6 protein-coding genes and 2 pseudogenes are annotated in these 12,543 nt (G+C 67.6%); all 8 read right to left on the bottom strand.

Annotation, left to right across the window (positions count from 1 at the left end):
- Positions 1-36: 36 nt before the first annotated feature.
- The gene (locus ACFOLC_RS12110) at positions 37-1,338 is read right to left on the bottom strand and encodes a glycerophosphodiester phosphodiesterase family protein (RefSeq protein WP_386759516.1); all 1,302 of its coding nucleotides are present in this window, start codon (positions 1,336-1,338) and stop codon (positions 37-39) included.
- Between the two features lie 98 nt (positions 1,339-1,436).
- A complete protein-coding gene (locus ACFOLC_RS12105; RefSeq protein ID WP_386759515.1) occupies positions 1,437-6,098 on the bottom strand; it encodes a DEAD/DEAH box helicase in 4,662 nt (1,553 codons plus the stop codon).
- A gap of 362 nt (positions 6,099-6,460) precedes the next feature.
- The gene (locus ACFOLC_RS12100) at positions 6,461-7,882 is read right to left on the bottom strand and encodes an amino acid permease (RefSeq protein ID WP_386759514.1); all 1,422 of its coding nucleotides are present in this window, start codon (positions 7,880-7,882) and stop codon (positions 6,461-6,463) included.
- Positions 7,883-8,109: 227 nt separating this feature from the next.
- A pseudogene (gene cfa / locus ACFOLC_RS12095) lies at positions 8,110-9,252 on the bottom strand (cyclopropane fatty acyl phospholipid synthase); the annotation flags it as partial.
- A gap of 91 nt (positions 9,253-9,343) precedes the next feature.
- Positions 9,344-10,168, bottom strand: coding sequence for a DUF3298 and DUF4163 domain-containing protein (locus ACFOLC_RS12090; RefSeq protein WP_386759513.1), 825 nt, complete (start codon positions 10,166-10,168; stop codon positions 9,344-9,346).
- A 95-nt stretch (positions 10,169-10,263) separates the two neighbouring features.
- Positions 10,264-10,977 carry a pseudouridine synthase gene (locus tag ACFOLC_RS12085; protein ID WP_386759512.1) on the bottom strand — a complete coding sequence of 238 codons (714 nt, stop codon included), beginning with the start codon at positions 10,975-10,977 and terminating at the stop codon, positions 10,264-10,266.
- A 296-nt stretch (positions 10,978-11,273) separates the two neighbouring features.
- A complete protein-coding gene (locus ACFOLC_RS12080) occupies positions 11,274-11,552 on the bottom strand; it encodes a GNAT family N-acetyltransferase (RefSeq protein ID WP_386759511.1) in 279 nt (92 codons plus the stop codon).
- Between the two features lie 268 nt (positions 11,553-11,820).
- Positions 11,821-12,333 (bottom strand): annotated as a pseudogene (locus ACFOLC_RS12075) (histidine biosynthesis protein HisIE); the annotation flags it as partial.
- Between the last annotated feature and the right edge of the window lie 210 nt (positions 12,334-12,543).

Raw genomic sequence — 12,543 nt, 5'->3', positions numbered from 1 at the left:
CGATCCGGGCGGTTTTTGTTGTCTGGTCTCGACGTATCAGCGCTCGTGCAACGGCCGGCTGAGGTCGAGGAAGATCTCGCGTGCAGCCACGCCCTGATCCGGTTGGTCGATGAAGAAGCCCTGCACGCCCAGGCCGTACAACTGCATCGCCTCGGCGATCACCGATTGCGGGATGCCGTCCGGCGTCTGCGCCAGGTAGCTTTCCTCCGCACGCAGCGTGTATGGGTGCACCTGTAGACCGGCCTTGAGCGCCCAGCCGAGCATCGGATGGACCAGGCCAGTGCCCTGGCTGGCCAACTCGGCCTGGCCGTCGCCATTCGCGTCGACCTTTGCCGGCAACGGCGAGCGCGGCAACAGGCTGCCTTTCCACGGGCCGATGCCAGTGGCGTAATTCGCCTTCATCCACATCAGCACCGGCTCGGTGGCCAATGCGCCATAGCGCGTGCCGGCGCCGAGTCTACCTTCCACTTGTGTGGTCAGGCCGCCGTACAACGCAGCCAGATCGGCACCGTGACTGGCGTTGTAGACCACGTCGTAGGGTTTGGCCTCGTAGATGTCGTCGTACAGCTGCACCAACGGCAAATCGACGCCGGCCTGCGGCATGACCTGCTTCTTGAGCTCGATCAGGTTCTCGAACTCGAAGCTCTGGATGTAGACGCGGCGTGGGTCGGTGAAGCCTTCGGCGACCAGCGTCTCGATCAGCTTGCGCCCAAGCGAGGTCGCGATCGGGCTACCGTCGAGGCGCCGACCTTCCTTGGCAAAATAGGTCGGGTGCTTGGTTTCCGGGTAGATGCCGATGACGCGGTCCGGGCGGCTGTAGCGCTTAGCCAGCTGCACCACTTCGGCGAAGGTCGGTACCTGGTACATACCGTCGAAGCGGGTGTTGTCCGGGCGCACCGCCGGGATGCGCTCCTTCGCGCGCAGGGTCTTGATCTCGGCCAGGGTGAAGTCTTCGGTGAACCAGCCGGTCATCGCCACGCCGTCGATGGTCTTGGTGGTGCGGCGGTTGGCGAACTCGGGGCGCGCGGCGACGTCAGTGGTACCGGAGATCTCGTTTTCGTGGCGGGCGATCAGCACACCGTCCTTGGTGGCGACCAGGTCGGGCTCGATGAAATCGGCGCCCTGGCGGATCGCAAGCCGATAAGCCTCGAGGGTGTGTTCGGGGCGGTAACCACTGGCGCCACGGTGGCCGATCACGATCAGGCCGTGGTGGTCGCGGTGCGAATGGCGGGTGGGCGTATCGGTCACGGCGGGCTCTTTGGCGAACGCGGCGGTGCTGCTGGCGATGAGCGCACAGACGACGAACACCTGAATCAGCTTAGTGCAATGCAGCTTCATGACGGCAAACCTCATGGGAAGTCGGGGGTGCCGACTCCCCTGTCAGCCGGCCGGTGGATGGTCGGCGGTGGAGGTTGCGGAGATTTGACGGCGATACGTCAGTGCATGGCTTTGCGATCGCCGGCCCATTCCGGGGGCGGTGCAAACACCGAATCGGGTTCACGCAGCAGTGCCTTGCGAGCCATGCGCTCCTCGTCCGGATTCAACGTCGTGAGCATTTCGACCTGACCGGCCACCAGGCTCGCCAACGCAATGCCATCGCGATACAGCACGCGTGAGCCGCTCAGACGCGGAATCTTGTTGCCCGGCAGCACGGTGCCGACCAGGTTGAGCGGGTCGGCCGCCGACAGGCAAAGCAACGCGCCATCGTGCGCACGCTGGCGGACCTGGCGCATCAGGCCGATCGCCTCGGGCAGCGCGAACTGCTCGCCGGACAGACCGGCGATGAAGCGGCCGCCGCGGATCTCGCCGCGCGCTTCGAGGCGGTGGTAGACGCGGATCAGTTCGCGCCACGGCGGCAGCCAGGCCGCCTCGCGTTCGAGCAGGCGCCAGCAGACCACGCCGTAACGCCGCAGCAGCACGCGGGCGATGTGCTCGATGGCATCGGCATCGGGCTTGGTGTCGGTGGTTGCAGCCCCCCGCCGGATCAACGCCCAGCGGCCGGCGTCCTCGATCCCGAACAGCGCGGCGCGGCGGCGCCGGCGTGGATGGGCCGTGGGCCGCTTCGACGCCGGCACCAGCAGTGCCCGCAGGCCGGCGTAGCTGTCGCAGTGCACGCGGCCGCGCGCGACCAGTTCGGCCAGTGCATCCTCCAGTTCGGTGCGCAGCAGATGTGCACCGCCGACCAGTTCGTCGAAGAACGAGGCCCCGTGCTCGCCCAGGTAATCGGCCACGCGCTGAGCGCGCGAGGACAGCGTCGCGTCGGCGTCGACGGCCGACGGCACGAGCCGGGTCCAGGCGGCGGCATCGCGGCGCGGCAGCAACACGATGGGCGTGGCGCGCACCGGCGAACTGCCACGTTGGCCGCTGCTGTCACCACTGCTTGCACGCAACCGCGTCCACAGCGTGCGGCCGGCAGTGCACAGGTCGTCGAGCCAGCTGATCGAATAATCGTTGATGCGCGCCGGCAGCAATTCGGACTCCCAGGCGGCGGCCGGCGCCTCGAAGCCTTCGAGCTGGGCGAGCACGCCGGCCAACGCTTCCGGCCCGCTCACGCGCGCGCTCGAACTGACACGCTGCCAGTCGAACAGGAAGCGCATGAAGTCGCGCGGCTCGACCGGCTCGATCTCACGGCGCAGGCGCTTGAGCGTGTAACGGTGGATGCGCGCGAGCAGGTGGCGTTCACACCACTCATCTTCGGTGGTGTCGGGCGTGTACGTGTTGGGCGAAAACCGTCCCTGCATGACGTAACCCTCGCCCTGCAAACGCAGCAAGGCCAGGCCGATGTCGGCCGGTGGCAGCGCCAGGTCATCGGCGAGCACGCGCGCGGGCGTCGGGCCGAGTCCGGTCAGGCGTGAGCGCAGCAGTTCGACGAGGGCGTCTTCGCGTGTCCATGGTTGCTGCGTGTATTCGGCCGGCGCGTCTATCGGTGGCAGCAACGACGCATCTGGGAACAGCGCGCGCAACTGGGGCAGGCGCTCGGCAGCGACCCACAATTCACTCCCTTCTCCCTCCGGGAGAAGGTGGCGCGCAGCGCCGGATGAGGGTTCTGTGGGGTGAGCGTCGATCGCGCTCGTCCCCCATTGCTGCGGCGCGATTTCAGATTCGTCGCTCCGGCGCACCCTCTCCCCTACACCAATTCCAGAGGGAGAGGGGACCACTCGCGTCGAGCGATGCGCCTTGGCGAGTTGTTGCAACCAGTCGACCCAGCCAGCGTTGTCACGCACCTCACGCTCAGTGACGACGCCCAGCCCCATCAACGCTTCATGCATCTCGTCGGCATTGCGTACCTGCGGCCAGGCTTCCCCGCGCACGGCCTCGATCGCATCGGGATCGAGCCTGCCGAGGTCGTCCGCACTGTCCGGATCGGCATAGCGGCGTGTCTGCACCGCCTGGGTGCGGCGCTCCTCAAGCGGTGCGTCGTCGAGGAATGAATACGGCCGCGCATTGAGCGCTTCGGCCGCGAACGGCGACGGCGCGGTGAGATCCCGGGCCAACACCTGCACCTCGCCGGCTTCCATCGCGCGCAACAGCTGCAGCCAGCCGTCGACGTCCATGGCCTCGTGCAGGCAGTCGTGCAGGGTCTGCGCCACCAGCGGATGGTCGGGCACCTCACGCTCGCCGACCAGGTTCTCGGCGCAGGCCACCTGGTCCGGGAACACGGTGGCGAGCAGGTCCTCGGATTTCATCCGCTGCAGCTGCGGCGGCACCTTCTTGCCGCCGATGAAGCGCGGCAAGGCCAGTGCGGTGGTGGCGTTCCAGCGCCAGCGCACGCCGAACAGCGGCGCGTCCAGCAACGCCTGGACCAGCACGTCCTGGGCCGAGCTGGAATGCAGGTAACGCGCGACTTCGTCGAGCGGGAAACTGTGCGCGGTCGACAGCGACAGCACGATTGCGTCCTCTGTCGCCGCCGCCTGCAACTCGAAATTGAACTTTCGGCAGAAACGTTTGCGCAGCGCCAGCCCCCAGGCGCGATTGACGCGGCTGCCGTAGGGCGTGTGGATGACCAGTTGGGTGCCGCCGGACTCGTCGAAGAAACGCTCCAGCACGATCGTGTCCTGGCTCGGCATCGCACCGAGCGCGGCAACGGTGCGGCCGAGGTAATCGACGATCTGCTCGGCTGCGGCGGCGGGCAGACGCAGCTCGCCAGTGAGCCAGCGGCCTGCACTACTCCCCTCTCCCGCTGGGAGAGGGGTCGGGGGAGAGGGTTCGGCAGCCAATGCCGTTTCAGAAGCAGCAGCGGCATCCCCGCCCTCTCCCCAACCCCTCTCCCGCTGGGAGAGGGGCTTTAAACGCTGTGCCACTTCCTCACGCAACCGCGACACCGCGAACGACAATTCATCCGTACGCCCCGGCGCCTCGCCCAGCCAGAACGGAATGCTCGGCGGCGCGCCCTGCGCGTCGTCCACGCGCACCTTGCCGGGCTCGATGCGGATGATGCGGTAGCTGGCGTTGCCCAACTGGAAGATGTCGCCGGCCATGCTCTCGACCGCGAAATCCTCGTTGACCGTGCCGATGTTCTGCGCCTGCGGCTCGAGGATCACCGTGTAGTCGGCCATGTCCGGGATCGTGCCGCCGGACATCAGCGCGGTCATACGCCCGCCCTGGCGGCCGCGCAGCTTGCGGTTGACCGCATCGCGATGCAGGTAACCGGCGCGGATGCCACGCCGGGTGGTGAAGCCCTCGGCGAGCATGCGCACGATCGCGTCGAAATCCTTGCGCGCCAGCCGCGCATACGGCCAGGCACGGCGCAGCCAGTCGTACAGCGCGTCCTCGTCCCATTCCCGGCACGACACCTCGGCCACGATCTGCTGTGCCAGCACGTCCAGCGGCGCGACCGGCATCACCAGCGCATCGAGTTCGCCACGACGCACGCTGTCGAGCAGCGCCGCGCATTCGACCAGCTCGTCACGGGTCTGCGGGAACAGCCGTCCTTTCGGCACGCCGCCCACCGCGTGGCCCGAGCGTCCGACGCGCTGCAGGAACGCGGCGATCGAACGCGGCGAACCGAGCTGGCAGACCAGGTCGACGTCACCAATGTCGATGCCCAGCTCCAGCGACGCGGTCGCGACCAGCACGCGCAGCTCGCCGCGCTTGAGCCGCTGCTCCGCGTCCAGGCGCAGCTCCTTGGCCAGGCTGCCGTGGTGCGCGGCCACCGCCTCCTTGCCGAGTTTTTCGGCCAGGTGCCGCGCCGCGCGCTCGGCCATGCGCCGGGTGTTGACGAACACCAGCGTGGTGCGGTGCTGCTCGACCAGTTCGGACACGCGCGCGTAGACCTGCTCCCACTGGTCGTTGGACATCACTACGCTCAGCGGCGTCGGCGGCAGTTCCAGGGCGAGATCGCGTTGCTTGGCGTAACCGATGTCGACGATCTCGCAATCGGGTGTGCCGTCGGGCTCGATGCTGGCGGCACCAACCAGGAAACGCGCAACCTCGTCGATCGGTTTCTGCGTCGCCGACAGGCCGATGCGCGTGAGCCGGCGCCCGCACAGCGCCTCCAGCCGCTCCAGCGACAGCGCCAGGTGGCTGCCGCGTTTGCTGCCGGCCACGGCATGGATTTCATCGACGATCACGCTGCGTACCGTCGCCAGCATCGCCCGCCCCGATTCGGAACCGAGCAGCACGTACAGCGATTCCGGCGTGGTGACCAGGATGTGCGGTGGTTTGCGCCGGATCAGCGCGCGTTCGGCCTGTGGCGTGTCGCCGGTGCGCACGGCGGTGCGGATCTCGACATCGGGCAGGCCCATCGCCTCCAGCTCGGCACGGATGCCGGCCAAAGGGGCCTCGAGGTTGATGCGGATGTCGTTGGACAGCGCCTTCAGCGGCGAAACGTAGACCACCGTGGTCTCGTCAGGCAGGCCCAACGCGAGCGGCTCATAGCCGAACAGCCCCGGTGAGCTGCCCTGCAGCCCCTGCCGCACCAGGCCGTCGATCGCGGTCATGAACGCGGTCAGAGTCTTGCCCGAACCGGTCGGCGCCGCGACCAGGGTGTTGCGGCCGCTGCGGATCGCCGGCCAGGCCCGCACCTGGGCCTCCGTGGGCGCCGGGAAGGCGTGGCGGAACCATTGCGCGACCGCAGGATGGAAGGCAGCCAGGGGCATGGGGGGATGGTGTTGCGTGCCGGTCTCAGCGGATGAGACGACGACAGGAGCTGAACGCTTCAGCTTCAGGCTAGGAGGAGGTCAATGAGAGATGGGGCCTTGCCCACCCTTTCCCAGCCCTTGCCCGTCGACATCATCGCCGTGCCAGCAGGTCTTCGTACTGGCCGGAACAGCACCGGCTGTCGGCATCCCGACTACCGCTTCGTGCGCGAGGCTGCCGAGGCCGGTGCCGTGCTGTCGGCCGCACTGGCTACGGGTTTTCCGCAGGAGCGGCTTCAGCCGCGAGCTCTTGCTATCACAACGGCGAGCTCGCCGCTGAAACCGCTCCTGCGAAGATCAACTATCGAAGCGCCATAACCCGATCACGCTTCCTTGCCGCGTGCCAGCAGGCTGTTGCGTCGTCCGTAGGCCAGGTACGCCACCACGCCGATCACGTTCCACACCAGGAACCACAGCTGCGTGCGCTGCGGCAGGCTCCAGAACAGGTACAGGCAGCCGAAGATCGCGATCGGCGCCACCAGCCACGCCAGCGGCGCGCGGAATACACGCGTGCGTGCCGGGTCGCGCTTGCGCAGCACCAGCAGGCACACCGCCACCGCGATGAAGGCCGCCAGGGTGCCGGCGTTGGCCAACGCGGCGATCTCGTCCAGGCGTGCCACACCCGCCAGCGCCGCCACCAGGGTGGCGGTGAACAAGGTGGTGGCGATCGGCGTGCCGGTGCGCTGGTTGACCTTCGACAAGCTGCGCGGCAGCAGGCCGTCGCGCGACATGACGAAGAAAATGCGGCTCTGTCCGTACAGGAACGCCAGCAGGACCGTCGGCAACGCGATCACCGCCGCCGCTGCGATCACCGTGGCCGCCTTGCCCTGCCCCAGTTCGCGCAGGATCAGTGCCAGCGGCTCGGGGCTGTTGCCGAACACGGTGTAGCTCAGCGCGCCCACCGCGGCCAGGGCCACGATCATGTAGATCAGGGTGCAGCCGACCATCGAACCGACGATGCCGATGGACAGGTCGCGGCCCGGGTTCTTGGTTTCCTCGGCGGCCGTGGAGATCGCATCGAAGCCGTAGAAGGCGAAGAAGATGATCGCCGCCGCCGCCATCACCCCGCGCTCCACGCCATCGACGCCCATCGACTTGGCAAAGCCATGAGGCATGAAGGGCTGCAGATGGCTGCTGTCGAAATGCGGCAAGGCGATGGCCACGAAGATCCCCAGCGCGATGATCTTGAGCACCACCAGCGCCGCGTTGAGCGTGGCGCTTTCGCGCGTGCCCGCCATCAGCAGGCCGGCCACCACGAACACGATCGCCACCGCCGGCAGGTTGACCAGGCCGCCGGCATGCGGCCCGGCGGTCAGCGCCAGCGGCAGGTCCACGCCCAGCCCCTTGAGGAAGCCGACCGCATAGCCGGACCACCCGACCGCCACGGTACTCACCACCAGCGAGTATTCCAGGATCAGACTCCAGCCCACGATCCAGGCGATGGTTTCGCCCAGCACGATGTAACTGTAGGTATAGGCGCTGCCGGCAGCCGGCATCATCGTGGACATTTCGGCATAGGCCAGCGCCGCGCAGGCGCAGACGATGCCGGCCACGGCAAACGACAGCAGCACCGCGGGACCGGCCAGGTTGGCGCCGACCCCGATCAGGGTGTAAATGCCGGTGCCGACGATGGCGCCGATGCCCAGCGCGATCAGGTGCGGCCAGCTCAGGGTGGGCACCAGCCGTCGCCCCTCCTCGTGCACGGTGACCTGGTCGATGTCCTTGCGCCGGAGCCATGTCTGCATAAAACCCTCTGTCGAGCAGGCGGAATAAGGCGCCCATAGTGAGCCATCGGCCGCGGCGATGCGATGTGCAGTGCAACTTGCGCGCCGGAGCCGTTAGGTGCTTGCGCAAACGTGACGTGCGTTCTGATCCCGTGGGCCGTAGCCCGGGCAAGGCCGAAGGCCGCACCCCGGGTGAGCCTGCCGATGCGCCCCGGATGCGCTGCGCTTACCCGGGCTACCGCCCGGACTCATCGCGGCGCGATATAGCCGCCGGGGACGCCGTTGGGCGACAGCGCCAGTTGCCACAACTGGGCATGGCGGCAGCGGAAGCTGGCCATCGACCCGGCCAGGTAGAAGCGCCACATGCGGCGGAAGCGCTCGTCGTAATGCGCGTCCAGCTGCGGCCAGGCATGCTCGACATTGCTGCGCCATGCCTGCAGGGTGAGGTCGTAGTCGGCGCCGAAATTGTGCCAGTCCTCCAGCACGAACAGCCCCTCGCTGGCCTGGGCAATCTGCGTTGCGGAAGGCAACATCGAGTTCGGGAAAATGTACTTGGCGATCCACGGATCGGTCACCTTCACCGAGCGGTTGGTGCCGATGGTGTGCAGCAGGAACAGCCCGCCTTCCACGTCGCCCAGGCAGCGGCGCGCGACCTCGAAATAGGTGCGGTAGTTCTTCACCCCGACGTGCTCGAACATGCCGAGCGAGAAAACCCGGTCGAAGCGCTCGTCTAGCTCACGGTAGTCCTGCAGGCGGATCTCGACCGGCAGGCCGGCGCAGAGTTCGCGGGCGAATTCGGCCTGCTCGCGCGACACTGTCACGCCGACGCCGCTGACGCCGTAACGCTCGGCCGCGAACTTCAGCGCCTCGCCCCAGCCGCAGCCGATGTCGAGCACGCGCATGCCCGGTTGCAGTGCGAGCTTGCGACAGACCAGGTCGAGCTTGGCCTCCTGCGCGGCATCGAGTTCGTGCAGCGACGCACCGCCCGCGTCGCGCCAATAACCGCAGCTGTAGACCAGACGCCGGCCGAGCATGGCGCGGTAGAGGTCGTTGCCGAGGTCGTAGTGGCGCTCGCCGACGGTGAAACTGCGGCGGGCGCTTTGCAGGTTGACCAGGCGCGCGCGCAGGGCATCGAACAGGGCGCCCCAGCCGCGCACCTGGCGGTCGAGGTTGGCGCGCAGTAGCCGGAACAGCAGGCCATCGAGCGACACGGCTCGCCACCAGCCGTCCATGTACGACTCGCCCAGGCCGAGCGAGCCCTGCGCCAGCACGCGCGCGTAGAAGCGGTCGTCGTCGACGTGCAGGTCCCAGGGGCGGTCGCCGTCGAGACGGACGTCGGCAATGGCCAGCAGTTGTTCAACCCGACTGCGCAAACGCGTGGCGGACATGGAGACCTCGGTGGCATGCGACCGGAAGGTTCGCGTCCACGCAACCGCCGCGGGCGCGGGGTCATCCTAACGCGGCGACGTCGGCGGCCCGTGATCAGTCCCCGGCAAACAGCGTCCTGTATTCCGGCGCGACATGCGGCAACAGCACCGAGGCCGGCACCTCCACCGTCTGGGTGCCGTCGGAATAGGGGCCGACCTGATACGGCGCGAACACGAAACGCAGGCCGCTGAGCTTGCCGTCGGCGGCCGCCATCGGCTCGAACAGGACGAAGTTGGCCGGATCGGGATCGGTGCCGTCGTCGATCATGCGACCAGCATCCTTGACCATCTCGGCTCGTTCGGCCGGCTCCAGGTCGTCGGCGTCCACGCGTTGCGACAGCGCCGAGTGCAGTTGCTCGCGCACGTAGGCGGAAATCGCGCTCCAGCCCTGTGCACCGGGCACCAGGTCGGTGGCCTTGAGCAGCCTGCCCTGCTGCGGCAGCCACACGAAGCGCGCGATCAGCGGCGCGCCGTGGGCACCGCCGGTGTAGCTGCTGCCGTCGGCGGCGATCACGACCAGGCCAGGGGTGTCGAGCTGCTCGCTGAAACTCAGCGAGAGGTCGTACGGCGCGGAGGTTGCCCCGCCCGGTTGGCTGCGGGCCTGTGCGGCCTCGATCAGGTCCGCGCGCGCGGCGTCGGCGTATCGCTTGAGCTCCGCCGCCAGCCCCGGATAGCGGGCAGCCTTGGGCGGGTAGCTGATGCCGATGATGTAGTCGGGCATGGTTTCGACCACGTCATTGAGCACGACCGCGGTCGGCGCCACCGGAGTGCCGCTGGCGGTCGTGGCGTCGGGAGACGCTGCCGGCGGCGCCGGTTCGCCCTCGCGCTTGCATGCGACCAGGGCCACGGCCAGCACGATGCAGGCCATCACTCGCTTCATGGGCAATCCTTAGTCTTTCCCACAAGGCTATCGTCGCCGGCGTGATGCCCGTATGCACACGCGCCTGGAGCGACGACGCAGGTCGCCGCCATCGCTCACCACTGCGTGCGATGCGGCAGCAGGCCGTGCAGCTCGGCGTCGGTGAGGTTGCGCCATTGACCGGTCTTGAGATGGGCCAGCTTGACGTTGCCGATGCGCACCCGCATCAGCTGCTTGACCCGGAACTTGAAGTGCGCCGCCATCAGGCGGATCTGCCGGTTCAGGCCCTGCACCAGCACGATGCGGAAGCCGAACTTGCCCAGCTTGCCGGTCTTGCACGGCAAGGTCGTCTGGCCATGCAGCGGCACACCGCGGCTCATGCCGCGCAGGAATTCGTCGGTGACCGGGTGGTTCACCGCCACCAGGTACTCCTTCTCGAGCTTGTTCTCGGCGCGCAGGATCTCGTTGACGATGTCGCCGTTGCTGGTCAGCAGGATCAGCCCTTCCGAGTCCTTGTCGAGGCGGCCGATGGGGAAGATGCGGCGCTCGTGGCCGACGAAGTCGACGATGTTGTCCTTGACCTCGGCCTCGGTGGTGCAGGTGATGCCGACGGGCTTGTTCAGGGCGATGTAGACGTGCTGGCGCTGGCCCTTGGCGACCGTGCGCACGCGCAAGGACTGGCCATCGACCAGCACCTGGTCGCCCTCGCCCACCTCGGCCCCGACGCGGGCGCGGATGCCGTTGACCGTGACCCGGCCTTCGGCGATGAGGCGGTCCGCCTCGCGCCGCGAGCAGAAACCAGTATCGCTGATGTGTTTGTTCAGGCGCATGCGGGCCGACGCCGGACGGCGCCGCTTAATTGAAGACGGGCGCGCATGATACCTGTGCCGGGCCCAACGCAAGGCGATGGCGCTGAATCAGGCTTCCGGTCACCTGCTATTGATCCGGCCCTCAAATACTCGTTGCAGGAGCGGCTTCAGCCGCGAACTCTGGGCGCGGGCCCGTAGACATGCGAAAAGCTCGCGGCTGAAGCCGCTTCTACATGAAACAACATTCCGGTCGGATCAATGACAACGGATTCGCCCTTGGCCGGGCGTTCACAGGCGCGCGAGCCAAACGCGCCTGTTCACCCCAGCAGCTGGTTGTACTCGGGGTGGCGCTCGACCCAGGCCGCCGCGTACGAGCAGGCCGGGCGCACGTTCCAGCCCTGCGCGCGGGCGTGTTCGAAGGCAGCCCGGACCAGCTCGCCGGCGATGCCGCGACCGCCGATCGCATCGGGCACGCCGGTGTGGGTGATCACCATCCAGCCGTCCGCCAGGTGGTAGTCGAGCCGGGCCTCGACGCCATCGACCGTGGTGGTGAACACCTCGGCGGCGGGGTCGTGCTGGATGGCGTGCGTGGTCATGGCGGCTCCGGGGCGACGGGCGGCAGGGTCAACGATTATCGCGCTTGCCCTGGTTGCGGCGGTCCTGGGTGCCGATGCTGCCCTGGATCGCCTGCATCCGGCTCTCGCCGGCGTGCAGTTCCTCGGCCTTGGCCGCGGCGGCGTCGGACTGGAAGCCCGCCTTGGGCACGTGGCCGTGATGCGGGTCGAGCTGCTGCCACGGCAGCGGCTGGCGGTCGTGCTCGTGCTTGGCTTCGAGCAGCTCGCGGGTATTGGCCAGGGCCTGCTCCGGCGTGATCTTGCGCGGCTTGGGGGCCCGCTTGGCTACGGCTTTCCTTACCGCCGTCGTTTTCGTCGCCGCCTTCTTCGTTATGGCTTTCTTGGCGACTGTCTTGTCGGCGGTCTTCTTTGCCACCGCCTTCTTTGCCAGGGGCCTGCTCGGGACGGCCTTGCGCGCGGCCTTCTTGACGGTCTTCTTCACCGCCGGGCCGGCAGTCTTCTTCGCTGTTTTTTTGACGGTCTTGCGCGCCGCCTTCTTCACGACCTTGCGCACGCCGATACGGCTCGCAGTCTTCTTGGTTGCCTTTCTCGCGACCTTTTTGACGGTCTTTTTGGCCACCTTCTTGGCAGCGGCCTTGCGCACCGGTGCTTTCTTCAAGGCAGTCTTGCGGGTCGCGGCCTTGCGGACGACTTTCTTCACCGTCTTCTTTGCAGTCGTCTTCTTCGCAGCTGTCTTCTTGACCGCTTTCTTCGCTGTGCGCTTGCTCGCGGCCTTCCTGACGGACTTGCTGGCCTGCTTCATTGCCATGCTCGGGTCTCCTCTCGGGCGTCGTCGATGTGGCGGTGTTAGCACGGCGACCATTCAAGCCGGGTGAGTGCAGCGCCTGCCGTGCGCCGCCCCACGTCAGCTCCATCGCGCCCGCCATGACCAGGAATGACCGATCGCGTCACTTTTTCCTGCCCACGCAGACCGTGACGCATGGCACGGAACCTGCTTCGGTACTTGCAAGAC

The sequence above is a fragment of the Lysobacter cavernae genome, from assembly GCF_042648505.1.
Taxonomy (GTDB): domain Bacteria; phylum Pseudomonadota; class Gammaproteobacteria; order Xanthomonadales; family Xanthomonadaceae; genus Lysobacter_L; species Lysobacter_L cavernae.
Note: the sequence above shows the minus strand (reverse complement) of the source record. Positions and strands in the feature narration are given on the sequence as shown.

Excerpts from the sequence above, each read along its gene's own strand:
- ACFOLC_RS12105 (WP_386759515.1), bottom strand. The coding sequence starts at position 6,098 with ATGCCCCTGGCTGCCTTCCATCCTGCGGTCGCGCAATGGTTCCGCCAC.
- ACFOLC_RS12085 (WP_386759512.1), bottom strand. The coding sequence starts at position 10,977 with ATGCGCCTGAACAAACACATCAGCGATACTGGTTTCTGCTCGCGGCGC.
- ACFOLC_RS12100 (WP_386759514.1), bottom strand. The coding sequence starts at position 7,882 with ATGCAGACATGGCTCCGGCGCAAGGACATCGACCAGGTCACCGTGCAC.
- ACFOLC_RS12090 (WP_386759513.1), bottom strand. The coding sequence starts at position 10,168 with ATGAAGCGAGTGATGGCCTGCATCGTGCTGGCCGTGGCCCTGGTCGCA.
- ACFOLC_RS12110 (WP_386759516.1), bottom strand. The coding sequence starts at position 1,338 with ATGAAGCTGCATTGCACTAAGCTGATTCAGGTGTTCGTCGTCTGTGCG.
- ACFOLC_RS12080 (WP_386759511.1), bottom strand. The coding sequence starts at position 11,552 with ATGACCACGCACGCCATCCAGCACGACCCCGCCGCCGAGGTGTTCACC.